18 protein-coding genes are annotated in these 24,305 nt (G+C 74.0%); 10 read left to right on the top strand and 8 right to left on the bottom strand.

Annotated elements, in window-relative coordinates:
* The first annotated feature begins 493 nt into the window (after nucleotides 1-493).
* From WME89_RS23350 to WME89_RS23340, 3 genes are all read left to right on the top strand, one after another.
* The gene (locus tag WME89_RS23350) at nucleotides 494-3,568 is read left to right on the top strand and encodes a hypothetical protein (RefSeq protein WP_438011320.1); all 3,075 of its coding nucleotides are present in this window, start codon (nucleotides 494-496) and stop codon (nucleotides 3,566-3,568) included.
* Between the two features lie 185 nt (nucleotides 3,569-3,753).
* A complete protein-coding gene (locus WME89_RS23345; protein ID WP_438011319.1) occupies nucleotides 3,754-5,055 on the top strand; it encodes a hypothetical protein in 1,302 nt (433 codons plus the stop codon).
* Nucleotides 5,056-5,066: 11 nt separating this feature from the next.
* Nucleotides 5,067-5,711 carry an ABC transporter ATP-binding protein gene (locus WME89_RS23340; RefSeq protein WP_438011318.1) on the top strand — a complete coding sequence of 215 codons (645 nt, stop codon included), beginning with the start codon at nucleotides 5,067-5,069 and terminating at the stop codon, nucleotides 5,709-5,711.
* Nucleotides 5,712-5,802: 91 nt separating this feature from the next.
* On the opposite strand, the gene WME89_RS23335 is transcribed toward WME89_RS23340, so the two are convergent.
* From WME89_RS23335 to folD, 4 genes are all read right to left on the bottom strand, one after another.
* A complete protein-coding gene (locus WME89_RS23335) occupies nucleotides 5,803-6,222 on the bottom strand; it encodes a hypothetical protein (protein WP_438011317.1) in 420 nt (139 codons plus the stop codon).
* A gap of 333 nt (nucleotides 6,223-6,555) precedes the next feature.
* Nucleotides 6,556-7,308: a class I SAM-dependent methyltransferase gene (locus tag WME89_RS23330; RefSeq protein ID WP_438011316.1), complete on the bottom strand. Its 753-nt coding sequence runs from the start codon at nucleotides 7,306-7,308 to the stop codon at nucleotides 6,556-6,558.
* Complete coding sequence (locus WME89_RS23325; RefSeq protein WP_438011315.1) at nucleotides 7,305-8,603, bottom strand: alpha/beta hydrolase; 1,299 nt, start codon at nucleotides 8,601-8,603, stop codon at nucleotides 7,305-7,307. Before WME89_RS23325 ends, WME89_RS23330 begins: the two co-directional genes overlap by 4 nt.
* Before the next feature lie 2 nt (nucleotides 8,604-8,605).
* Nucleotides 8,606-9,469 (bottom strand): bifunctional methylenetetrahydrofolate dehydrogenase/methenyltetrahydrofolate cyclohydrolase FolD, encoded by an 864-nt coding sequence (folD, locus tag WME89_RS23320; RefSeq protein WP_438011314.1) that lies wholly within the window; start codon nucleotides 9,467-9,469, stop codon nucleotides 8,606-8,608.
* Nucleotides 9,470-9,675: 206 nt separating this feature from the next.
* Between folD and WME89_RS23315 the strand changes: the two genes are divergently transcribed.
* Together WME89_RS23315 and WME89_RS23310 are read left to right on the top strand one after the other, a co-directional pair.
* Nucleotides 9,676-11,052 carry a nicotinate phosphoribosyltransferase gene (locus tag WME89_RS23315; protein WP_438011313.1) on the top strand — a complete coding sequence of 459 codons (1,377 nt, stop codon included), beginning with the start codon at nucleotides 9,676-9,678 and terminating at the stop codon, nucleotides 11,050-11,052.
* 80 nt (nucleotides 11,053-11,132) lie between these two features.
* Nucleotides 11,133-11,816 carry a cysteine hydrolase family protein gene (locus tag WME89_RS23310; RefSeq protein WP_438011312.1) on the top strand — a complete coding sequence of 228 codons (684 nt, stop codon included), beginning with the start codon at nucleotides 11,133-11,135 and terminating at the stop codon, nucleotides 11,814-11,816.
* Between the two features lie 80 nt (nucleotides 11,817-11,896).
* Here WME89_RS23310 and WME89_RS23305 read toward each other — a convergent pair whose 3' ends face one another.
* Nucleotides 11,897-13,891, bottom strand: coding sequence for a putative bifunctional diguanylate cyclase/phosphodiesterase (locus WME89_RS23305; RefSeq protein ID WP_438011311.1), 1,995 nt, complete (start codon nucleotides 13,889-13,891; stop codon nucleotides 11,897-11,899).
* A gap of 319 nt (nucleotides 13,892-14,210) precedes the next feature.
* Here WME89_RS23305 and coaE point away from each other — a divergent pair, with 319 nt between their 5' ends.
* From coaE to WME89_RS23290, 3 genes are all read left to right on the top strand, one after another.
* Entirely contained in the window at nucleotides 14,211-14,846 is a 636-nt protein-coding gene (gene coaE, locus WME89_RS23300; protein WP_438011310.1) for a dephospho-CoA kinase, read from the top strand.
* A gap of 42 nt (nucleotides 14,847-14,888) precedes the next feature.
* The gene (locus WME89_RS23295) at nucleotides 14,889-16,454 is read left to right on the top strand and encodes a ribonuclease H-like domain-containing protein (protein WP_438011309.1); all 1,566 of its coding nucleotides are present in this window, start codon (nucleotides 14,889-14,891) and stop codon (nucleotides 16,452-16,454) included.
* A gap of 268 nt (nucleotides 16,455-16,722) precedes the next feature.
* The gene (locus WME89_RS23290) at nucleotides 16,723-17,373 is read left to right on the top strand and encodes a DUF72 domain-containing protein (protein WP_438011308.1); all 651 of its coding nucleotides are present in this window, start codon (nucleotides 16,723-16,725) and stop codon (nucleotides 17,371-17,373) included.
* Between the two features lie 124 nt (nucleotides 17,374-17,497).
* Here the strand turns inward: WME89_RS23290 and lnt are convergent, their stop codons facing one another.
* Nucleotides 17,498-19,228, bottom strand: a complete 1,731-nt coding sequence (gene lnt, locus WME89_RS23285; RefSeq protein ID WP_438011307.1) for an apolipoprotein N-acyltransferase — start codon at nucleotides 19,226-19,228, stop codon at nucleotides 17,498-17,500.
* A gap of 548 nt (nucleotides 19,229-19,776) precedes the next feature.
* On the opposite strand from lnt, the gene WME89_RS23280 reads away from it, so the two are divergent.
* Together WME89_RS23280 and WME89_RS23275 are read left to right on the top strand one after the other, a co-directional pair.
* The gene (locus tag WME89_RS23280; RefSeq protein WP_438011306.1) at nucleotides 19,777-21,048 is read left to right on the top strand and encodes a hybrid sensor histidine kinase/response regulator; all 1,272 of its coding nucleotides are present in this window, start codon (nucleotides 19,777-19,779) and stop codon (nucleotides 21,046-21,048) included.
* The gene (locus WME89_RS23275; RefSeq protein WP_438011305.1) at nucleotides 21,048-22,295 is read left to right on the top strand and encodes a cysteine desulfurase family protein; all 1,248 of its coding nucleotides are present in this window, start codon (nucleotides 21,048-21,050) and stop codon (nucleotides 22,293-22,295) included. The genes WME89_RS23280 and WME89_RS23275 overlap by 1 nt, the downstream gene beginning before the upstream one ends.
* 471 nt (nucleotides 22,296-22,766) lie before the next feature.
* Here WME89_RS23275 and WME89_RS23270 read toward each other — a convergent pair whose 3' ends face one another.
* On the bottom strand, nucleotides 22,767-23,513 hold the full coding sequence (locus WME89_RS23270; RefSeq protein WP_438011304.1) for a TrmH family RNA methyltransferase: 747 nt from the start codon (nucleotides 23,511-23,513) through the stop codon (nucleotides 22,767-22,769).
* A gap of 1 nt (nucleotide 23,514) precedes the next feature.
* Nucleotides 23,515-24,294: an orotidine-5'-phosphate decarboxylase gene (gene pyrF, locus WME89_RS23265; protein ID WP_438011303.1), complete on the bottom strand. Its 780-nt coding sequence runs from the start codon at nucleotides 24,292-24,294 to the stop codon at nucleotides 23,515-23,517.
* Between the last annotated feature and the right edge of the window lie 11 nt (nucleotides 24,295-24,305).

Genomic DNA, 24,305 nt, shown 5'->3' with positions numbered 1-24,305 from the left:
GCCGGCAAATGGCCAGCTCCACGGAGCCGAGGGACGTTCTTGTTCCGGCTCCAGATCATGACGGCGACGGCGTCCGAGAGCGCGGGATGCCGCTGGTACATCGCGTGCAATCACGAGAGCACGAGAGCACGAGGACGTGAGAGCGCCACAGGGCGAAGGCGCGAACAAGCGTACACGCGGAGGCGCGCAATCGAAGCCGCGGAGACTTGACGACGAGAGCGGAGCTCCGCTGGAGCGACGTTGCTTCCTTCACATGCGCTGACAGACGCGACCGTCGCAGACCGCGGGGGACGGCGTTGCTGGCTCCTTCAGGGCCGGCAGGCTCGCTGACCACTGCATGTATCGCGAGCGCCCGGATGTTCCGGGCGAGCGAATGGCGAACTCACAGGGTGACTTGGCGATGCACCGGATCATCGGTGCCATGGCTTTCTGTGTCCTGATTCGAACCTGATCATCACGATCGGAGGGATAGATGCGTAATCATCGTGGATGGATGACTCTCTTTCTTCTGGGTCTTGGCATGGGGGTAGGGTGCGGCGACGGAGACGACACTCCGGCCGTCTCGCCTCCGGCCACCCATCCTCCTCCTCAGGCGGCGAAGACCTACGGCCGCGAGGTGAGGGGCGGCCGTGTGCATCAGGGCAAGAGGCGCTCGATCGCGCCCGCCCGCTCGATGAACGCGGTCGACGTGCTGCCGGCGCTCAAGGACGAGCTCGGCAGCGCGCTCGGGCCGCTCGCGGCGCGCGACTTCGTGATCGCGAGCCAGCATGTCGAGCGCACGCCGGCCCGGTCGACCCTCAGCCACGTGAGCTACCGTCAGACCCGCGACGGCGTCCCGATCCACGGCACGTACCTGAACCTGACCCTGCGCGCGGACGGCACCGGCGGGAGCACGCTCTCGGCGTCGAGCCACCACCTCTATCAGGAGCCCCTCGTCGACACGCAGGATCGGATCGGCGAGGAGCGCGCCCGCGCGCTCGCCCGGGGGGCTTTGCGCGAGCAGCCCGACGCGCCCGTGGCGAAGTCCGAGAAGGTGATCCGCCCGATCGCCGGCGCGCTCCAGATGGTCTGGGACATCAGCCTCGCTGGCCGCCACGAGCGCGTCCTGGTGATCGCGAACGGCCCGTCCGCCGGCCGGTTCCTCACGCTGGATGACCGCGTGTTCGATGTCATCCCCGGCTCGGTCTCGGGCCTGACCGTGAGCGGCGGCGCCCCGGGCGCGCCCGGCGGCGCTGTCGCGCAGACGAGCCTCCCTCACGCCCGCGTCTCGGGCGCCGGCGCCAGCGTCGACGCCGACGCCGCCGGCGCCTTCAGCATCGATGTGCCGCTGGGCGCGCCCCTCAAGGCCAGCCTGACGGGCCGCGCGTCGACGGTGCAGAACGTGGCCGGGCCCAACCTCGTGGCCACGGGCGCGGCTGTCGCAGGGGTCGGCCTCGTCTTCGCGCCCGGGAGCGCAGGCGAGCAGCAGCTCGCGCAGACAACCGCGTATCGTTACGTGGACGCGACGCGCTCGTTCCTCGAGACGAACGGCCTTGCGCCCGATGCGCTCGGCGAGCCGCTGCCCACCAACGTCAACCTCGACGATATATGCAATGCCTACTACGACCCGGGCGCGGTCAGCGTCAACTTCTTCCTCTCCGGCGGCGGCTGCAACAACTCGGCGATCGACAGCGTGATCGCCCATGAATATGGCCACTTCGTCGACGACCGGTTCGGCGGGATCTTCGATGGTGGCCTCTCGGAGGGGTGGGGCGACACGCTCGCTTGCCTGCTGCTCAAGAGCCCGCTCATCGGCCAGGGCATCACCCCGGACGGCGGCCTGATCCGCACGTGCGACAACGACTACGTGTATCCGCCGGGCGGCTTCGACGAGGAGCACAACCTCGGGCAGTCGTGGGCCGGCTTCGTGTGGCACGCCCGCGCCAACCTGATCGGCGAGCTGGGCGAGGAAGCCGGCGACGCGCTCGCGCGGGCCCTGGTGCTGCCCTCCTTCCCGTCGAACGCCCCTGACATCCCCGCGGCCGTGCGCGAGGTGTTCCTGCGCGACGACGACGACGGCGACCTCGAGAACGGGACGGCCCACTGGGCGTCGCTGTGGGCTGCCGCCGAGATCCACGGCCTCGGCTTCGCGCTCACCTCGGACATGACCCCGCCGGCGCAGGTCACGGATCTCGTGGCGCTCCAGGTCGGCGCCACCTCGGCGTCGGTCCAGTTCACGTCGCCTGGCGACGACGGCTTCGAGGGCACGCCGGCGGGCTACGAGATCCGGTGGTCGCTGGCCCCGCTCGACGACGGCAACTTCGCCGTCGCCAGGCCGGCGTCCGCGCCTCCCGCGCAGCCGGGCGGCCTGCCGGTGCAGGCGGTGATCGAGGGCCTGCCGCCCGCCTCGACCGTGTTCGTCGCGATGCGCGCCGTCGACGAGGCGGGCAACCTCGGGCTCGTGTCGAGCAACCTCGAGATCGCCACCGGGGCCGGCGTCGAGGTGTTCACCGAGGGCTTCGAGAGCGACGCGGGCGCGTGGAGCGCCGACGGCCTGTGGCACATCACCACGCGCCGCGCCTCCGAGGGGGATCGCTCGTTCTGGTACGGTCAGGAGGCGACGGGCAACTACGACACCGGCGCGACGAACGCGGGGGTCCTCACGCTGCCGGTCATCGATCTCAGCGGCGTCCAGAGCCCGTTCCTCGTCGTCGACCAGTTCATCGAGGTCGAGGGCGGCGACATCTTCGACACCGCGTACATCGTCGTGACCGACGTGGACGACCCGGCCAACACGGCGGTCTTCCCGAGGACGACCGCGTGGACCAGCGGCGGATTCGAGCCGCGCCTCGAGTCGCTGGCGCCCTTCGCGGACAGGCGCATCACCATCGCGTTCCGCTTCGACACCGTCGACCCAGCCGTGAACGATCTCGAGGGGTGGTACATCGACAACGTGCGCGTCATCGGCGAGAGCGCGAGCACCTGCGCTCACGCGACGTGCGAGGAGGGCGCCCCGCTCGACCCGGCCTGCGATCCGTGCGTCGCGGCGGTCTGCGCGGTGGACCCGATCTGCTGCGAGGCGAGCTGGGACGACGCCTGCGTGAAGGCAGTCGAGTCGGTGTGCGGCGAGACGTGCCCGGGCCAGGGCTGCGGCGACGGCGTGTGCGCGCCGGGCGAGGACTGCAGCAGCTGCCCGCAGGACTGCGGCTCGTGTCCGACGTGCGAGCAGTCGGTCTGCGAGCCGGGCGCGCCGCTGGATCCGACCTGCGGCGACCCGTGCGTGAGCGCTGTGTGCGCGGCGGATCCGTACTGCTGCACGAACGAGTGGGATCGGGTCTGCGTCGCGGCCGCCGAGCAGACCTGCGGGGTGCAATGCGAGGAGGCGTGCGCGCACGACCTGTGCTCGCCCGGGGCCCCGCTCGACGCCCAGTGCGACCCGTGCGCCCGGTCGGTGTGCGCGGCGGACCCGTACTGCTGCGACAACTCGTGGGACCGCGCGTGCGTCGAGCAGGCGGCGAGCACCTGTGGCCTGACCTGCTCGTTCGACCCCGCGGCGGCCGCGCGCCCGCGCGAGGGGGCCAGGCGGTGAGAGCGCTGGCGAGGCCGCCGCGCGGCCCTGCCGGCTGATCGGCGCCCCGCCCTCGACTCGAGTCCATCCAGACAGATCGTCGTCGCAGCGAGGGGGCACGGGCCCCCTCGCTGCGCTCGTGGCGCGACCATGAAGGGCGTTTCCGGTGCGTCAATCCGGCGCGCCATGCGGTAAAAGCACGTGACGTGCTGCGCCGCTTCGCCCTCGTCCTGCGCGCCCTGGCCTCGACGGCCGGCAAGGACGCCGTCGCGCGCGCCATGCCGCTGTACATGGGGCTCGGCCTCGTCGGGGCGATCGTGTTCGGGGGCAACGGCATGCACCCGTCGCAGCTCACCGGCCTCGCGGCCGAGTCGCTGCCGTTCCGGCTCGCGCTGTGGGCGGTGTGGTTGCTCGTCGGCACGCCGGCGGCGCGGTCGCTGCTCCGCGCGCCGGCGACCTTCTTTCTCCGCGCCCTGCCGGTCCCGCGCGCCCACCTGCTCTCGGCGCACGCGCTGCTCCTCGCCGTGGCCGAGCTCCCCTGGGTGGCGCTCTGGGCCATCGGCGTCGGCGCGCTCGACGGCAGCGCCGCTGGCGCGCTCGCCGGCACCGCCGCCGGCGCTGCGGCCATGGCGGCACATTGCATGCTCCTCGCCCGGCCGCGCGGCGCGCGCGAGCTCGGGTCGCTGTCGCTGCTCGCCGGCGCGATCCTGCTCGGGGCGCCCGCGGCGCTCCTGCTCGCCTGCGCCGCGCCGGCGCTCGTCGTCGGGCTGCGCGCGGCGTTCATGCGTGCGCCGGAGGTCGCTGCCGGCCGCGAGCCCTCGCTGCTCCCGTCGGCTGCGCCCTTCCTCGGCGGCGCGCTCGCCTCGCTCTCGCTCGCTTACCTGGCGGCGCTCCTGCGCGGCCACCGCGCGGTGCTCGTGCGCGCCATGGCGCTCGCGGCGCTCGGCGCGTTCGTCGGGGTGGCCTATGCCCGGAGCATCGGGCCGCTCGCGGACGAGCCGCTCGCCGCGGCGTCGCTCGTCGCGCTCGCGCCGTTCGCGCTCTGCGCGGGCGCCGGCCTCGCCGGCCCGGTGCTGCGCGAGGAGCGGCGGCTCGCGTGGCTCCTCGCCGCCTGCGGCGCCGCGGCGCCGCTCAGGGCGGGCGCCGCCGCGCTCGCGGTCGCCGCGCCGGTGACCGCGCTTGCGCTCGCGCACGGGGCGGCGGTCGGCGCGCTCCACCGCGCGGCGCCCTTCGCGGCGCTGCGCGTCCTCGGCGGCGCGGGGCTCGCGGGGTTGCTCCTGTCCGGGGTTGCGCTCGGCTGCGTCCGCTGGTCGGTCCGGGAGGACGGCCGCGACAGCAGCCGGGTGCTCCTCACCGTCCTCGCCGCCGTCGTGGCGACGACCGCGACCGCGTGGATCCTGCGCGAGCTCGCGCTCGCGGCCTGGTCACCTGCGGCCGCGCTGCTCGCGGGGCCCGCCGGCGCGCGCTGGTCTTCGCGCGGCGAGCGCGGCGTCTCCGTGCGAGAGTGAACGGCGCGGTGATGCTGGAAGCGACGGGGATCCACAAGCGGCTCGCGGGCAGGGACGTGCTCTCCGGCGTCGACCTCCGCTGCGGGCCTTCGGACGTGGCGGTCGTGATGGGCGGCAACGGCGCCGGCAAGTCGACCTTGCTGCGGATCGTCGCCGGGGTGCTGGATCCCGATCGCGGCGCGGTGACGCTCTCGGGCGATCCCATCCACGGCGGTGGGGCCGCGGCGCGGCGCCGCCTCGGCTATGCGCCCGACGCGACCGAGGCGCTGCCCGACCTCCAGGTCTCCGAGCTCTGCGCCCTCGTGAGCGCGCTCAAGCAGGCGCCTCCGCTCGACCGCGCGTGGGTCGAGCGGATCGGCGCGGGCGCCTTCTACCGGCAGCGCCTCTCCGGGCTGTCGTTCGGCCAGCGCAAGCGCGCGCTCCTGCTCGCCGCGCTCGTGGGCGACCCGTGGCTGCTCGTGCTCGATGAGCCCACGAACGGCCTGGACGCCGACGGGGCGCGCATGGTGATCGAGCTCATCGAGCAGCGCCGTGCCGAGGGGAAGGCGACCCTCCTCACGACGAACGACCCGGTGCTCGCCGCGGCGCTCGGGGGGCGGCCGCAGCGGCTGAGCGCGGGCCGCCTCGGCGCGGAAGGCGCGGCGCCCGGCGCCTGAGACGCTGCGGGCGTGGTCCTCGAGGCTGGAGCGGGCAGGGGATTCACGACCCGTGAGGGCGCGGGCCGCCGGGCGTTCGCTACCGGGCGGTCTACTTGGCCGGCTTTGCGCAGAGCAGCTTCTTCAAGTCGTCCATCCCTGCTGCGCCGCTCTTCACCGTCGAGGCGAGACGTTGCACCTTGGGCGCGAAGGAGCAGTCAACAGGCTCATTGGGCGCGTTGTTCAGCAGGGATTCGACCTTGTCGGCGGGGCCCCATACCTCCTTCTTCGTGCAGAGGATCGGGCTGCCCTGGTGATAGTAGAACCTGCGCTGAAGAAGGCGGGTCTCCGTGGCGCCGCCGAAGGGCTCGGCGTCGTTCAGGGCGAAGATGAGCTGGCCGTCGTCATAATAGAAGTGGTACGTGGACCCGCCGTCTCCCGGGGGGATGTCCTTCAGCTCTGCGATCGAGACAGCGTTGTTCTTCTGGTGCAGCCGCACCTCGGCGCTCCCCTCGCGACCAGGGCAGTCCATGCGGAGCTCGCTCTTTTCGAGCCCTCTGTCCGCCTGGATCTCCGCGTATCTCTTCCGGATTCCTTCGATGCGAGGGTCGCCCGGGGCACCCTGGGCGGCCCTGGGGCTCTCCGCGCCAGCCGCTGCGTCGGGGGCCGCCGGGCCCGTCGCGGGCTGAGGGGATGCTGCAGAGGCGGCCGGGTTCGCGGCCGCGGAGGGCTGAGCTCGATTGTCGGTGCCAGGCACCGCGGCTGTCCTCGATGACGAGGAGACTGGAGCCTCGTCGCCGCGCCCGCAGCCGGTGGCGAGCAGAACGCCCGCGAGGACCATCGCAGATCGACTCATGAAGGGACCCTATTCTCCATCGGGGGCTGAAGCCACCCCGGGGTTTGCCGGACTCGGCAGCAGCCGCAAGACGCGCGTCTCGCGCTGCTCGCGACCCTCGAGGTCGAGCGACGTCGGGACCAGATAACGCGCGAGCTCCTCGACGCCTTCCGAGGGGCAGTAGGAGCGCCCCGGGTCCCCGACCAGCACCGCCACCGCGCTTCCGGCCTGGCGCCGCAGCCAGGGGAGCACGCGATCGACCATCGCGCGCTCGTAACAGACATCGCCGGCCACGATGACGTCCCACGCGCCGCGCGCGGCGCTCGCCGTGAGGTCCTCCGCGATCACCTCGACGGCGACGCCGTTCAGGGCCGCGTTCAGCTCCAGCGCCGCCGCGGCGAACGGATCGATGTCGGCGGCGCTCACGCTCGCCGCGCCGGCGCGCGCCGCGGCGATCGCGACGACGCCGCCGCCGGCGGCGAGGTCGAGCACGCGCTTGCCGGAGACCGCGGCGGGGTGATCGAGCAGGTACCGCGCGAGCGCCTGCCCGCCGGCCCACGCGAACGCCCAGTAGGGCGGCGGCACGCCCGCGCGCGCGAGCGCCGCCTCGGTCGCGTGCCAGAGCGGCGTGACCTCGGTCGCGAGGTGGAGCCTCACCTCGGGGACGAACGGCGGGCAAGCGACGGCGGTCTCGCGCGCCACGAACGCCGCGGCGCGCTCGGCGGGGCAGGGGGCCTCCGCCGGCCCCCGGGGCTGCGGCGCGCTCGCGGGCTCCCTCGTCACAGCGCCTCGAAGACCCGCAGCGGCTCGGCCACGCGCGCGGCCCACGCCGCCTCGTCGTGCTCGGCGCCCGCGTGCCAGGCATAGAACGCGCTCGCGCCCTCCACGTACGGCGACTGGGCCCGCGTGAGGACGCCCCACAGCTGCAGGTTCTCGCAGTAGTTGTCGGCCGCCGTCGGATCGTCGTCTTCGATGCCGTCGCCGTCGTCGTCGACGCAGGCCCCGCCGCCGCCCGAATCCAGGTACAGCGTCGCCACCCGCTCGGTGTGCGCCGCGTACCGCTCGATCATCGTCTCGTGGCGCACGTCGGCCCCGATGCTGCCCCAGCCCATCGTGCCGGACAGGCTCGCGGCGAACGCGTACTCGCCCCGGTGGCGCTCGGCGGCGTGGAAGCTGATGAGCCCCCCGAGCGACGAGCCCATGATCCCGACCGGCCCCGGCTCGCCGTAGCGCGCCCTGATGAACGGCCGCACCGTGTCCTTCAGGAAGTCCGCGTACGCGTCGCCCTTCCCGCCGACCAGCGCGCCGCCGTCCTCGATGCGATCCGCGACGTGCGTGTACTCGTCCAGCCGCGCCGGGGTGCTGTCGATGCCGACGAGGAGCACCCCCCGCGGCGCGTGATCCTGCAGGTGCCATCCGCCCGCCGGGCCCGCTGGATCGAAGAGGTTCTGGCCATCGTGAACGTAGAGGACCCGGTCCACGGCCGCTTCCGGCACCCACACGCGGACGGTGCGCGGAGCCATCGCCGCGTCCCCCACGCCGAAGTGGCGATCGAGGTGCGCCTCGCTGGGCGCGACGAGGCTCATCTCGCCGAGCTCGTCGTAGGTCGCTGCGCGCGACCAGGGGTCGGCCGCCCACGCGGTCCGGTCGGTGAACTTGTAGCGATCGCCTGCGGGCACGTTCAGCACGATCCAGTGGAAGCCGGCGTCGCCGGTCATCTCCGCGCCGGCCCAGCCGTCGTGATCCCCCGCGATCAGGTGCAGGCTCTCGCTGGTCGAGACGAAGAGATGGCCGCCGTCCACGGGGACGGGCCAGCCGGTCCGCGCCGCGTGCGCGAGCAGCGCCGCGTCGCGGTCGGCGCGCAGATCGGCGAGGATCGCCTCGACCGGCGCGCCGCTCGCGTCGCCGCCCTGGCCGCCCTGGCCGCCCGCGCCGGCGCTCGCCGCGGCGCCGCCGGACGCGCGCGGCGCGCCGCTGGCCTCCGCGGCGTCGCCGCAACCGGCGAGCGCCACGAGCGCGCCGAGCCCCGCGCCCGCCGCCGTGCGCCGAGCCGCCGCCTCCCAGCCCGGCGCGGCCATGGCTACCGCGCCGCGACCCGCGCTTCCGCCGCGCGCAGCGTGTTCTCGAGCAGCGAGGCGATCGTCATCGGCCCGACGCCGCCCGGCACCGGCGTGATCCAGGCCGCGCGCTCGCTGGCGGCATCGAAATCGACGTCGCCCGCCAGCTTGCCCGCTTCGTTGCGGGTCTGGCCGACGTCGATCACCGTGGCCCCTTCCTTGATGCAGTCGCCGCCGATCAGCTTCGGCTTGCCGGCGGCGGCGACGAGGATGTCCGCCTCGCGGCAGATCGCCTGCAGATCTCGGGTGTGGGAGTGGGCGACGGAGACCGTCGCGTGCTGCGCGAGCAGCAGCTGCGCGATCGGCCTGCCGACGAGGTTGCTCCGCCCGACCACCACCGCGCGGGCGCCGGCGACCTGGACGCCCGCCTCGGCGAGCAGGCGCATGCACCCGACCGGCGTGCACGGCGCGAGGGCGCCCGGGCGGCCCAGCGCGAGCAGGCCTGCGTTCACCGGGTGGAGACCGTCGACGTCCTTCGCGGGATCGACGGCGCCGAGCGCGCGGTGCTCGCGGATGTGGCTCGGCAGCGGCAGCTGGACGAGGATCCCGTCGACGGTCTCGTCCGCGTTGAGCTCCGCGATGAACGCGAGCAGCTCCGCTTCGGTCGTCTCGGCGGGGAGCGCGCGGAGCCGGCCCCGCATGCCGACCTCGTTCGACGTCCGCTCCTTGTTCCGCGTGTGCGTCACGCTGGCCGGATCGTCGCTGACGAGCAGCACGTCGAGCCCCGGCGGCCGGCCGTGGGCGGCCGCGAAGCGGGCCACCCCCTCGCGCACCTCGTCGCGGACCTTCTGGGCGATCGCCTTGCCATCCAGGATCTTCGCTGCCACGACGCGGAGCTTAGACCAGCCGCGGCCGTCGCGGGGACGCCACCCGCGGCGCGCTGCTGCCGGGGCTCCGGCCTCGTCGTCGCGCCAGGCCGAGGCGCACGCGCGCAGCCGCGCACGGCAAGGAGCAGCGTGGAACGGAGCGACCCGTACGTCCGCCGCGCGATCTTCAGGTTGACCCGTACGTCCAGCGTCTCTAGCCATGAGCGGTGGACGCGCTACACACGGACCTCTACCAGTTGACGATGGCGGCGGGCTACTTCCACCGCGGCATGACCTCGCGCGTCGCGACGTGCGAGCTCTTCGTGCGGCGGCTGCCCATGCACCGGCGCTTCCTCGTCGCGATGGGGCTCGATCGGGTCGTGCGCTACCTCGAGGGGCTCCGCTTCACCGACGAGCAGATCGCGTACCTGAGCGCCATCCCCGCCCTCGCGGACGCGATGACGCCGGCGTTCTGCGACTACCTGCGGAGCTTCCGCTTCCACGGCGACGTCTGGGCCGTCCCCGAGGGGACGGTGTTCTTCCCGAACGAGCCGCTCCTGCGCGTCACGGCGCCGCTCATCGAGGCGCAGCTCATCGAGACGTTCGCCCTGTCCGCCATCAACCACGCGACAGCGATCGCCTCGAAGGCCGCGCGCGTGGTCCTCGCCGCCGGTGACGCGGGGGTCATGGAGTTCGGCACCCGGAGGACGCACCCGGACGCGGCGGTCGACGCGGCGCGGGCCGCCTACGCGGTCGGCTGCGTTGGCACCTCGAACGTCGAGGCCGGTATGCGCTTCGGCATCCCGGTGCACGGGACGGCCGCGCACATGTGGACCATGGCCCACCCGACGGAGGAAGCGGCGTTCGAGGGCTACGTCGCCGTCTTCCCGAACGCGGCGATCCTGCTCATCGACACGTACGACACGCTCATCGGCGCCGCGCGCGCGGCCGCGATCGCGCGCGACAAGCTGAAGGGGGTGCGGCTCGACTCGGGCGACCTCGGCGCGCTCAGCGTGGCCGTGCGGAGGATCCTCGACGCCGCCGGGTGCGCGTCGGCCAAGATCGTCGCCTCGGGCGATCTCAACGAGCACCGCATCGCCGAGCTCAGGCGCGCCGGGGCGCCGATCGATCTCTACGGCGTCGGGACGGACCTCGTGACCTCGATCGACGCCCCCTCGCTGGGCGGCGTGTACAAGCTCGTGGAGATCGGCGGCGCCGATCCGGCCGCCGCGGGGGAGCGCACGCCGATCGCGAAGTTCTCGGAGGGGAAGGCGACCCTGCCCGGCGCGCACCAGGTGCACCGCTTCCGTGACAAGGCCGGCAAGCTCGCGCGCGACATCATCGCGCTCGACAGCGAGCCCATGGGCCCGGGGGCCGAGCCGCTGCTCGCGCCCGTGATGAAGCGCGGCGCCCGCGTCGCGCCGCCCCAGGGGCTCGACGCCATCCGGGCGCGCGTGCGCGAGCAGCTCGGCGGGCTGCCAGAGGCGCTGCGGCGCATCGACGACGACCCCGCGCCGGGCGCGCCGTTCGCGGTCGAGGTGTCTGCCGAGCTCGGCGCGCTCGTCGAGACGGTGCGCGCCCGCGTCGTCGCCGGCGCAGGATAGCGCGGGCCAGCGAGGTCGCGCCGCGCGCCGCCGCGAGGTTGCGCGTCGCCGGGCGAGAGGTACGCGAGAGGAGAGATGACATGGCGAGTGGCAACGTGACCCGGCAATCTTCGCCCCCCAGGGTGTTCGTCGACGTCGACGTGCAGCGCGACTTCTGCGAGGAGACCGGCGCGCTCCACGTGAAGGGCTCGCCGAACGCGCTGTTCCGCAGGCTCACCGAGCACGCCGTCGCGCACGGGATCCCGATCGTCGGCTCGGTCGACTCGCACGCGTGGGACGCGTGGGAGTTCGGGTCGAACGACACGCCGGCGCCCGAGGGCGGCAAGCCGGGCTTCCCTGATCACTGCGTGAAGGGGACGCCGGGCTGGCTGAAGGTCGAGGGGACGCTGCCGCCGCGCTTCCGCTTCATCCCCAACGTCCCGCGCGCGCCCATCGACGCGGCGGTGCGCGAGCTCGCGATGGGCCAGACCCACGGCGTCTACTTCGAGAAGGAGGTCTACAGCCTGTTCGCGAACCCCCTCGCCGAGGGCTTCCTGCGCGAGCTCGTGGCGGCGCTCGGCGTCGCGCCGGAGTTCGTCGTCTACGGCGTCGCGACCGACTACTGCGTCCGCGCCGCCGCCCTCGGCCTGGCGCAGCGCGGCTACCGCACGACGCTCCTCACCGACGCCGTCGCCGGCATCACCGAGGCCGGCGTCGCCGCCGCGCTCGCCGAGATGCAGGCCGCCGGCGTCACCCTCGGCACGTCCGCGGCCGTGCTCGGCTGAAGGTCGCCTCGCGCGGCGGCGCCCGCGCGGCAGCGCCCCCGCGGCGGCGCCCGCGTGGCGGCGCCCCCGCGACGGCGTCGTCAGCGGCCCGCCGGGGAGCCCGTCGGGTCGGGGTCGCTCGGGTCGCCCTGCGCGCGCAGCGACGCGCAGAGGTCGACGAGCGGCTGCGGCTTGTCGAAGTGCCACCCCTGCGCGTAGTGGATGCCCATCGTCGTGAGCAGGTCGGCGATCTCCTGGTTCTCCACCTGCTCGGCGACGGTCTTGATGCCGAGCGTGTCGCCGATGCGGTGCACCGACTCGACGATCGCGCGGTGGAGCGTGTTGTCCTGGAGATCGCGCACGAACATGCCGTCGATCTTCACGTAGTCGACCGGCAGGCTCTCCAGGTAGCCGTACGACGCGTGGCCGCTGCCGAAGTCGTCGATCGCGAACCGGCACCCCATGGCGCCGAGCTCCTGCATGAACCACAGCACCTCGCCGAGGTTGGCGAGCGCCGCCGTCTCGGTGATCTCGAAGCAGATCTTGCTCGGCGGCACCTGCGCCCGGTGCAGCTGCTCGACCAGGAAGTCGAGCAGGCCCTCGCGCAGCAGCGACACGCCCGACAGGTTGATCGAGCACGTGTCGAGGCGCCTCAGCGCGTGCTGCGGCATCGCGCCGATCAGCCGGAACGCCTGCCGCGCGACGTAGCGATCGATGACGTGGATCAGGCCGCTCTGCTCCGCCGCCTGGATGATGCCGACCGGCGAGTACAGCCGACCGTCCTCGCCGAGCTGCCGCACGAGCACCTCGAAGTGCGCGCCGTGGGGCGCGTGCGCCGCGCCCGGCATCACGAGCGGGTGGATCCCCTGGGAGTAGAGCCTGAGCCGCCCCTCGGCGAGGTGGCGCTGCAGGCTCGCCACCCACTGCATCGAGCGCCGGCTCGTCGTCATCTGCTGGTCGTCGAGGTAGACCTGCAGCCTCCCGCGCCCGTTCTCCTTCGCGATGCGGCACGCGTGATCCGCCGCGCCGAGCACGTCGACCGCCCGCTCGAAGTGGGGGTTCAGCACCACGAGCCCGATGCTCGCGCCGATCGAGAACGTCTTCTCCGCCCACCCGAACCGGAACTCGAGCAGGCAGATCTGCAGGTCGCGCGCGATGCGCTCCGCCTCGCGCTCGCTCTTGTCCGCGAGCAGGAGGACGAACTCGTCGCCGCCGATCCGCCCGGCCGCGTCCTTCGGGCCGACGATCTCGTGCACGCGCGTCGCGACCCACTGGAGCAGATCGTCGCCCGCCTCGTGCCCGCACGTCGCGTTCACGAGCCGGAACCGATCCAGATCGATGTAGCAGAGCGCGTAGGGCGTCCCCGCCTTCCTGCAGTCGTTCAGCGCCTCCTCGATGCGATCGATGATCGCGTACCGATCGAGGAGGCGCGTGAGCGCGTCGTAGCGCGGCTTGGCCGGGTGGATCGGCAGCGGACCCGGCGCGCCGAGCTCGCGGAAGAGGATGAGCTGCCCGGGGGCGGGCGGCGGCTTCGAGTCGCGCTGGCCCTCGCGCGTGGGCCGCCCGGTGAGCGCGCCGATCGTGTGGAGGATCGGGATGACGGACCCGTCGCGACGCTCGAGCAGTGCTGTGTAGCGCCCCGGCGGCCTCCCCGAAGTGCCCGCGTCGGGCGCGGCGAGCGGCGCGCCCGGCGTGCGCAGCGCGCCCTCGTCGATGATCACCGGGGCGAGCGGCGCCACGGGCTCGCGCCGCGGCGTGAGCGCGGGCGCTGCCTTCGCTGGCGCGGCCTCGTCGAACAGCTCGTTCATCTCGCCGACGTCGATGTCCGGCTCTCCGCTCGTCGTGCCCGCCGCGGGGATCAGGCGGAGCACGCGATCGAGCAGCGCGCCGCGCGCCTCGACGATCGACCACCCGGTCAGCCGCTCTGCCGCGCCGTTGAAGCGCACCACGCGCTGCTCGGCGTCGATCTCGATCACGCCGACGTCGACCTCGGACAACCACGCCGCGAGCTGTTTGTCCGGCGAGCCGCGGTGCGCGTCCGAGCGATCGAACGCGGCGTGCAAGCCCGACTCCGGCCGGTCATCGATCTTTGCCACCACCCCGTTATGGTAGTTGCATTCCCGGAGAAGCGGACTTGTTAAGCGCCGACGGCGCGGAAACTCGACGGCCGCGACCCCCCGCTGGGGTAGGCTCGGGCCATGGGTGGTCACGAGGAGAACAGGCACCCCCGGACAGCGCCCAGCGCCGTCGCTGCCGCACTTTCACGGACGTCGCGGCGTTTTCACGACCTCCGCCGGGCCGCTGTCGGGCGCACGGCAGGCGAGCCGAAGTACGACGCGTTGCGTCATCAGGGCGCGTCGGGGTCGGACGGCGGCGCGGGGACGTGGGTTGCCCTCCTCCGGGGGGGCTGAGGCGATGGGGCTCGTCCTGTTCGGTCTCACCGGCGGCCTCGGATCCGGCAAGAGCACGGTGGCCGCTCGGTTTCGCGCGCAGGGGCTTCCGGTCATCGACGCCGACGCGCTCGCCCGCGAGGTGGTGGCGAAGGGAACCGAGGGGCTCGACGAGGTGGTCCGCGCCTTCGGTCCGGAGGTGCTGCTGCCGGACGGCTCGCTCGACCGCGCGCGCGTCGCCGCGGCGGTGTTCGCGGATCCGGGCAAGCGCCGGCAGCTCAACGCGATCGTGCACCCGCGCATCACGGCGCTCACGCTCGAGCGCGCCGCCGCGCTCGAGGCGCAGGGCGAGCCCCTGGCCTGCTACGAGGCGGCGCTCCTCGTCGAGAACCGGGTCGTCGACGTGTTTCGGCCGCTGGTGGTGGTCGCGGTGCCCGAGGCGGTGCAGATCGCCCGCGCGATGGCGCGCGACGGCGCGACCGAGGACGAGGTGCGCGCCCGGCTCGCCGCGCAGCTCCCGCTCTCCAGCAAGGTCGCCGTCGCCGATTACGTCATCGAGAACTCCGGCGATCGCGCCGCGACCGAGCGGCAGGCCGACGAGGTGCTCGCCTCGATCCGGGCGAGGTTCGCGCCCTCCGGCGCCGCCCGCCTGGACCACTGACTTGATGCGCAGTGCCCGGCGTGGAAGTCTCGCGGCCAGCCGATGACGTCGTTCAAGTCGAAGCTCGCGCGGCTCGGGCCGCTCCCGGCGGAGCGGCGCAGCGGCGCGCCGCTCGCCCCCGCGCCGGCGTCGCGCGCCCGCGGCGTCGCGGCGGACGAGGCTCAGCTGCCCGCCGCGCTGACGCCGTCGGCGCCGGACGCGGGCGAAGCGGCGCCGGACGCGGGCGAAGCGGCGCTGGCTGCAGGCGGGGCGGCTCGGCCCGCGGCCGCGGCGGGTCGGCCAGCCGCCGCGCCGCCCGTCGGGGCGGGCGCTCGACCCTCGCTCGATGAGCTGCGCGAGCGCATCTCCCGCATCGTCGCCCGGGGCGCGCCGCCCACGCCCAGGGCCGACCCCGCGCGCGGCGAGCTCCCCTTCCATGTCGAGCAGACGCCCGGGGGGCTTCTCTACGTGAGCCGCACGCGCTCGCTCGCGGCGGCGCGCGTCGGCCGCGCGCCGCTCGTCGCCGCGCGCGACGCCGACCCGGCGATGCTCGCGCTCCTGGCGCTCGACCCGGCGCTCGCCGGCTGCGACGTCCGGAGGGCGCTGTTCCTCGACACGGAGACCACGGGCCTCGCCGGGGGCACGGGCACGGTGCCGTTCCTGATCGGCCTCGCCTGGTTCGACCCCGGGGGGGCCAGCGCGGGGCCGCTCGGCGAGCCGTCGTCCGACGGCTTCGTCATGGAGCAGCTCCTCCTGCGCCGCCTCGGCGAGGAGGAGCCCATCCTGCAGCGCCTCGCCGAGCGCCTCGCCGGCGCCTCGATGATCATCACGTACAACGGCAAGGCGTTCGACATGCCGCTCTTGCGCACGCGCTACGTGATGAACCGCCTCCCGCCGCCGCCGGAGCTGCCGCACCTCGATCTCGTCCACGTCGCGCGCCGCATCCACAAGGCGCGGCTGAAGACGCGCACGCTGATCGCGCTCGAGCACGACGTGCTCGGCCGCGTGCGCGTCGGCGACGTGCCCGGCGGCGAGATCGTCGCGTGCTACGCCCACTTCCTGCGCACCGGCGACGAGGAGGCGCTGCTCGGCGTGGTCGAGCACAACGCGGCCGACGTGCTCGCGATGGTCGCGCTGGTCGGCCTCTACGGCGAGCCGCTCGGCAGCCTCGCCGCCGGCGATCTCGCCGGGGTAGCCGCGACGCTGCGGAGGGCGGGCGCGCTGGAGCGCGCGGCCGAGCTCGCGGACGCCGCCGTCGAGCGCGGCGGCGGCGCGGCGGCGCGGCGCGCGCGCGGCGATATAGCGAAGGCGCGCGGGGACAAGGCGCGGGCGCTCTCGGACTACGAGGCGCTCGCCGCCGAGATCGACGACCCCGCGGTGCGCCTCGAGCTGGCGAAGCTCTACGAGCACCATGTCCGCGCCTTCGCCCGCGCCCTCGAGCTGGCCGACCAGGGCACCGCCGAGCCCGAGCCCGCGCAGGCGCGCCGCCGAGCCCGTCTCCAGCGCAAGATCGACCGCCGCTCGGGCGGCGCCGCCGCGCTCGCGCTGCCGTTCGAGCAGGCCGAGAGCGCGGCCGCGGTCCCGTGCTCCGAGCGCGCTGCCGCGCCACGGCGGGAGGGCGAGGAGTGAGCGGGCGCCCCGCGCCGCGCGGGGGATCCAGGCGCCGCGCGGCGCGCCAGGCCCCGGGAGCGCCGCGCGCCTCGCGCCCGCGCGGCGCGCCAGGCCCGGGGAGCGCCGCGCGCCTGGCTTTCGCGCGGCGTCCCCGGGCCTGGCGCGCCGGCCGGGACCTCGGGGGTCGGCGAGCGGCCGGGCCCTCTCCCGGGCGTCCGGGCGAGCCAGTCGAGAAATCCATCGGTCTGGCTTCTCGCCGAGGCGCGCGTGGGCTAGGGTGCGGACGATGATTACCGTCGGCTGCGCCGGTTTTCCCGTCCCAGCGACGCGCTATTTCCGCGAGTTCATGTTCGTGGAGGTGCAGGAGACCCACGTGTCCCTCCCGGGACCTGGAACGATCCGGCGCTGGCGGCGCGAAGCTCCGGTCGGCTTTCGCTTCGCCCTGCTCGGTCCGCGCGAGATCGGCCAGGAGGGGTTCCGGGACGGCAAGGTCATCGAGACGGCGCTGAAGAGCATCGAGGCCGTCGCGGACGAGCTCGAGGCGAAGAGCGCGGTCTTCGTCGGCCCCCCGGAGTTCACGCCGACGCGCGCGAACAAGGCCATCCTGCGCGACTTCCTGGTCAGCGTGAAGAAGCGCTTCGACCGCGTCGTCTTCGAGCCGCCGCCCGGCTGGGATCCGGACGAGAGCGACGAGCTCACGCAGGAGGTCGGCGCCCTCGCCGCGCGCGACCCGCTGATCGCGGGGCTCTCGCGGCTGAAGGTGGCCTACTACCGCCTGCACGGCCCGGCGGGGCACAAGTCGCGCTACGAGGACCCGGCGATCGAGCGGCTCGCCGAGATCGCGCGCGGCGCGAAGCACGACGACGCGACGTACGTGTTCACGAACGTCGACATGTTCGCCGACGCGAAGCGCTTCAAGAAGGCGATGAAGCTGTAGGGCGCCGCGCGTCAGGACGCCGCGGCCCTCGTCCGAGCCCATGAGCTCGGACGCGGCGCTGCGCGTCAGGACGCCGCGGCCCTCGTCCGAGCCCATGAGCTCGGACGCGGCGCCGCGGCGGCGCTCAGCCCTCGGCGCGCCGGCGCCGCCAGCGCTCCGGCCGCGAGAACAGCGCCATCGCGACGCTCGCGACCGCGGCGGCGTACCACGGGATGTCCTTCACGGTCCCGTAGACGGTCTGCGCGCGCATGAACCGGGCCTCGCCGAGGAGCGACTGCTCCTTGAACGTGTCGCTGTGCACCACGACCCGCCCGACCGGGTCCACGATCGCGGAGACGCCGCTGTTCGTGGCGCGCACCAGGTAACGGCGGTGCTCGATCGCGCGCATCTTCGCGAGCGCGAGGTGGATCCACGGCTCCGTCGTGTTGCCGAACCAGGCGTCGTTCGTGAGGTTGACGAGGAGGTCCGGGTCGCCCGCGGCGACCAGCTTGTTCACGAAGTGCGGCAGGATGTCCTCGTAGCAGATCATCGTCGCGAGCCGGTGGCCGTTCCACTCGAGCGGCGCGAGCGACGTGCCAGGGCTGAAGCGGCCGGAGTTCGGCGACAGCGTGTAGAGGTACGGGACCGCGTCGCCGAGCGGGAGGTACTCGCCGAAAGCGAGCAGGTACTGCTTGTCGTACCGCCCGAGGATCTCGCCGTCCTGGCCGGCCATCAGCGCCGTGTTGAAGCTCACGCCGCGCTCGTGCGTGTTGGGAGGGAGCCGGTGGATGACCGTGCCGACCACCGTGGGCACGCCGAGCCGGCCGGTGAGCGAGCGCTGGACCTCGTTCTTGTAGGCCGACTCGCGGAACGCCTGCGGCACGCCGGCCTCGCTCCACACGACCAGCCCGGCCCCTTGCTTCGCGAGCTCGCGGGTCCGGCCCACGTGGATCTTGAGCGCGTTCCGGCGGTCGAAGAGCGCGAGGTTCGGCTGGACGATCCCGATCTTGATCGGCTCGGCCGCGGCGGCGGCCGCGTCCACCGCGCGCATCCGGATGACGCCGTACACGGCGGCGAGCGCCGGGGCCGCGATGCCCACGGCGAGGACCGCGCGATCGAGCGGGCGGCCGCGGTGCGCGCCGGCGCCGCGGTCGGGGCGGGGCGCGTCCGGCCCGCCCTGCGAAGCGGCGCGCGGCAGCGCGCGATCCAGCCGGAACTTCACGAGCTCGGCGATCGCGAGGTTCGCGGCGACGAGCACCAGGCCGACGAGGTAAGGGCCGCCGAGATCGGCCACCTGACCCATCACCGGCGCGTTGTGGACCGATGCGCCGTAGTACCAGGGGAAGAGCAGCGGATAGACGAGCTCGCTCGTCACGAACGCGAGCGCGAAGACGACGGGGCCCGGCCAGCCGCGCGCCTCGGCCCGCCCGTAGAGCCAGCCGCACAGAGCGATGCGCCCCGCCTGGTAGGCGCAGAGGATCGCCATGAAGAGCGCGCAGAGGATCGTGGGGAATCCGCTGAACACCCGCAGCATCTCGAGCAGCCAGTAGAAGCCGGCCATCGTCATGACGAAGCCGGCGATCCAGCCGAGAAACGCCGCGCGCCTCGGGGTCTGCCCGCGCAGCGCCACGATGAGCGGAACGAGGCCGAAGAACGAGATCGGCCAGAGGTCCATCCCGGGGAACCCGAGGAAGTAGAAGAACCCGCTGAGCGCCGCGAGCCCGTAGGCGAGGCGCGCGGGCAGCGGCCGCACCTCGCGTCCCGCGCTCGCGGCGTTCGCGTCGCGCGGCGCCTCCGGCCGGGGGAGGCTCGCTGCCGCTCCGCCCCCGGGGTCTGCGCTGGCAGCCTCGCTCTCTTGCTGGTGCGCGGTCGTCATCGGGAGCGCCGGGGGAAGGAGAAGCAACGCGCCGTGACGGCGCGGGGGAACATGAGGGGGCCGGGCATGGCGGCCCCCGTATTGAAGGGGCGACGCCGCTACGTCAACCCGCTCGGCGCGGCGTGGCGACCCGCTCGACGCGGCGTGGCGACCCGCTCGGCGCGGCGTGGCGACCCGCTCGGCGCGGCGTGGCGACCCGCTCGGGCGCGGCGTGGCGACCCGCTCGACGCGGCGTGGCGACCCGCTCGGGCGCGGCGTGGCGACCCGCTCGACGCGGCGTGGCGACCCGCTCGACGCGGGATCAATTTGGCTCGACCTGGGCATATCGACCTGCTCGACGCGGCGGTCCCAGCTGCACCCGGCGCGGCGACCGCTCGGCGCGATCACGACCGCGCACGAGCGGCGTGGCGACCCGCTCGACCCGCGGGGACGCCTCGAGCGGACGACCCGGACTTCGCCGCGTCGGCGACCCCTGACCATCCAGCGGAAAGTCGCGCAGAACGTGCCTGGATCGCGTTGATCGTGACTAGTATGCGCACGTAGAGCCCATGTCGAAGATCCTTCATATCGAGGACGATCCCGCGAACCGCCTGCTCGTCCGCAAGCTGCTCCAGAACGCCGGCTACGAGGTCCTCGAGGCCGCCGATGGGCTCGAAGGGGTACGTCTCGCCTGTACCCAGCGCCCCGACCTCGTCCTCGTCGACCTGAACATCCCGGGCCTCGACGGGTTCGAGGTCACGCTGCGGCTGCGCGGCGAGGCGTCGCTCGCCGGCGTCCCCATCGTCGCGATCACCGCGGAGGGCGACCGGGACACGAGCCTCGCCGTCGGCTGCGACGGCTTCCTCCAGAAGCCGATCGACGCGCGCTCCTTCTCGGCGGTCATCGCCCGCTACCTCAGCGGCGCGCGCGAGGAGCTCCCGGCGTCGCAGGGGCCGCTCAGGCTGCGGGAGCAGAGCCAGCGCATCGTCGCCCATCTGGAGCAGAAGGTGGCCGAGCTCTCGCGCGCCAACGCCCGGCTCCGCGAGCTCGACGCCGCGCGCACCGAGTTCTACCGCAACATCTCGCACGAGCTCGCGACCCCGATGACCCCGATCGTCGGGTACGTGAAGCTCCTCGCCGACGAGGAGCTCGGCCCCCTCAACAAGTCCCAGAAGAAGGCGCTGCTCGCGATGGAGGACTGCGTCCGCAGGCTCCGCTCGCTCATCGACAACCTGCTCGACGTGACCGGCATCGAGACGGGCCGGATGCGCTTCATGCACTCCGAGTACGACTTCCTCGACACGACGCGCCGCGCCCTCGCCCAGGTCGCCGACCGCTTCGCCGAGGGGAAGGTGCAGCTCGTCGAGGACCTGCCGCGCGGCCCGCTGCCCGCGTGGGGCGACGCCGGGCGGCTGCAGCGCGCCATGATCCAGCTGCTCGAGAACGCGGCGAAGTTCACGCCGGCCGGCGGCACGGCGGGCGTGCGGGTCACCGTGCTCCAGTCGGGGCACTACGAGCTCTGCGTCGCGGACACGGGGCCCGGGGTCAAAGCGGACCGCCAGCCGCGCATCTTCGAGCCGTTCTACCAGATCGACGGCTCGGCCACGCGCGCCTACGGCGGCGTCGGCGTCGGGCTCGCGATCGCCCGGCGCACCGCCCGAGGGCTCGGCGGCGACGTGCGGGTCCTGTCGCCCAGCAACGAGGTCATCGAGGGCGAGACGCTCACCGGATCGGCGTTCTACCTGACCGTCGCCCGCCGGGCGCCCCTCCAGGACGACCCCAGCTCGCCGGGACGGCTCGGCCCGCCCTCGTCGCCGCCCGCCGATCCGTCGTCCCTCTGATGCGCTCGGCGGCTCGCGTCATCTACCTCGACTGGAACGCCACGACGCCGCCGCACCCCGAGGTCCTCGCGGCGATGCAGGCCGCCGCCGAGGTGGCCTGGGCCAACCCGGCGAGCGTGCACGGACCAGGGCGGCGCGCGCGCGCCTTCATCGAGCAAGCGCGGGAGGCGGTCGCCCGCCTGGTCGGCCTCGACGCGCGCGACGTGACGCTCACGTCGGGCGGGACCGAGGCGAACAACCTCGCGCTCTCGCACGCTTTCGGCGACGAGGCCGCCGGGGCGGGCGCGGCCGGCGCGCCGTCCGCCGGGGCGGGCGCGGCGGGCGCGCCGTCGTGGGGGCGGCTCCACGGCGCGCTCGTCGTCTCGCGGATCGAGCACCCCTCGGTGACCCGCGCGGCGGAGGGGCTCGCGCGCCGCGGCGTCGAGGTCGCCTGGGTCGATCCCGAGCCGTCCGGCCGGGTCGCGCCGGAGGCGCTCGCGGCCGCCCTCGATCGCGCTGCGTCGGTCGCGCCCGTGCGGCTCGTGAGCCTCCAGGCGGTCAACCACGAGACGGGCGTCATCCAGCCGGTCGCCGAAGCGGCGGCGATCGCGCACGCCCGCGGGGCGCGCCTCCATGTGGACGCCGTGCAGGCGGTGGGGCGCCTCCCGCCGGAGGCGTGGGCCGGGGCGGACCTCGTGTCGGTCGCGGCCCACAAGATCCGGGGGCCCAAGGCGATCGGCGCCCTCGCGGTGCGTCCGGGCGTCCGGCTCCGGCCCGTCCTGCTCGGGGGGGCCCAGGAGCGCGGGCTCCGCCCCGGGACGCAGGATCCGCTCGCCGCGGCCGGCTTCGCCGTGGCCGCCCGGCGAGCGCTCGACGCCCCCGCCCGGTACGCGGCCCTGGCGCCGCTCCGCGATCGCCTCGAGGCCGCGCTCATCGAGGCCGGCCGCGCGGCCGGCGACGCGCCGCTCCCCAACGGCGAGGGCATGCGCGCCCCCCACATCACGAACCTGTCGTGGCCCGGCTGGCGCGGCGACGAGCTCTGCGCCGCCCTCGACCTGGAGGGCGTCGCCGTCTCCAGCGGCTCGGCGTGCAGCGCCGGGACCGCCGAGCCGTCCCCGGTCCTCACGGCGATGCTCGGACCCGAGCGAGCGGCGTCCGCCGTCCGGTTCTCGATCGGCGAGGAGACGACCGAGGCCGACGTCGTCGAGGCGGTGCGCCGCGTGGCCCGCGTGCTCGCCCGCCTGCGGTCGCTTCCAGCTGGAAGCTGAGTCGATCCAGCGGCTTACCCCGAACCCATTCGTTCTTGAACCAGTCCTCGAGCCATTCCGGGCAACCGCGGAGAGAAGGATGAGTCCACAGGGGTAACTCCGCGCAGCGACTGACGTTTCTTGGGGGGGTGTGGATTCTTTTTATCGATCCATTGAATGGATCGAATCGGTCGTCTTGCTGGGAGCCTGTTCAGCAATGGATCCCAACCTAGATCTCGCAGGAGAGCTTGAGCATATCTCGTGGAGATCGTTAAATAATTTGCTGGGCTACGGGATCGACCTACGGAGCTTCCGGACGGCGTCGCCGCACGGGATCACGCGGCCGCGGACGCATTGCTCGTGGCAATGCGGCGCAAGTTTTCTGTAGATCACGGGCGCGACCCGCGGCGCTGCGAGAGGATCTCGCCGCGCGCGATCTCCGTCGTCGCAGGAGCGTATCCGCGCGGCAGCGCGGGCCGGCGGCTCTCGGGGCTACGCGCGCTGCGCGCGGCGCTGCCGGACGACCTCGTAGAGCGCGATCGCGCCGGCGACCGAGGCGTTCAGCGAGGCAATGGGGCCGGTCATGGGAAGCCGGGCCACATGCTGGCAGACGCGGCGGACCGAGCGGCGCGTGCCCTTGTCCTCGGCGCCGATGACGATCGCGACCGGGCCGGTCAGGGGCAGATCGCCGAGCTCGACCGGGCCCTGGGCGTCGAGCGCGATCGAGGCCACGCCCCGGGCGGCGAGGGCCTCCAGGGCGTCGGGCAGGGAGCGGACGCGGCAGAGCCTCGCGTGCTCGATGGCGCCCGCCGAGGCCCGGAACGTCGCCGGGGTGAGCGGCGCGGAGCTGTGCTCGGGCCACAGGATCGCCCGGGCACCCAGGGCGACGGCGCTGCGGATCACGGCGCCGAAGTTCTGCGGGTCCATCACGCCGTCGAGCGCCACCGTGATCGTACCGGCGCCTGGCTGGCCCTCCTCGACGACAGGGATCGCCTCGACCCCGACGATCTGGAGCTCCGGTGCGGAGGCGACGGCCCCCTGGTGGCGACCGCCGGCGCTGCGGCGATCGAGCTCGCCGCGCGGGGCGCGCTCGGTCGGGATGCCCTGGCCCTCCGCGAGGCGCGCGAGCGCGTCGAGCTTGGGGCCGCCGTCCCGCTGGACGAGGACCCAGCCGACGCCGGCGCCGTGGGCGCGGATCGCTTCGCGGACCGGCTGGAGACCGTAGACGAGGCGGCTCACGTCAGCGGGGAGGGTGGAGCGTGTGCGCGATTTCCTGGACGATCGAGCGCGCCGCGGCGAGCGGATCGGCCGCCTCGCGGATCGGACGGCCGACCACCAGGAGATCGGCGCCAGCCGAGATGGCGGCCGAGGGAGTGGCGATGCGCTTCTGGTCGTCGACGCGCTCGCCGTCCGGCGCCGGACCGAGGCGGATGCCCGGCGTCACGATCAGCTCGCCCCGCCCGAGCGCCTGCCGCAGCGCCGGCACCTCCTGCGGCGAGGCAACGAACCCGTGGATGCCGGCGCCGCGCGCGAGCTGCGCCATCCGGACCACGTACTCCGACGCGCTCCCCTCGACGCCCTGCGCGGCGAGATCGCCGTCGTCGAGCGACGTGAGCAGGGTGACGGCGAGGAGGATCAGATCCTGGGAGCGCGCTGCCTCCTGGGCCGCGCGCCTCAGCATCTCGGCGCCGCCGGCCGCGTGCACCGTCAGGTAGCGGACCCCGAGCGCGGCGGCGCTCGCCACCGCGCCGGCCACCGTCGCCGGGATGTCGTGCAGCTTCAGATCGAGGAAGACGTCGAGCCCGAGCGACTTGCCGAGCTCGACCGCGCTCGGCCCCTCGCGGACGAACAGCTCCAGGCCGACCTTGAGCACGCCGACCGACGGCGCGACGCGCGTCGCCGCCGCCCGGGCCTCCTCCAGGTTCGGGTAGTCGAGCGGGAAGACGAGCCTGCGGCGCGCCTCGTCGAGCGAGCTGCCGCCGAGGCTCGTCCGCTGCCGGACGGAGCTGGGGTTGACCATGCCGGTGATCC

Source organism: Sorangium sp. So ce321 (assembly GCF_051530195.1).
Taxonomy (GTDB): Bacteria; Myxococcota_A; Polyangia; order Polyangiales; family Polyangiaceae; genus Sorangium.
The sequence above is the reverse complement of the archived record's forward strand: the minus strand, read 5'-3'. Positions and strand labels throughout refer to the sequence as shown.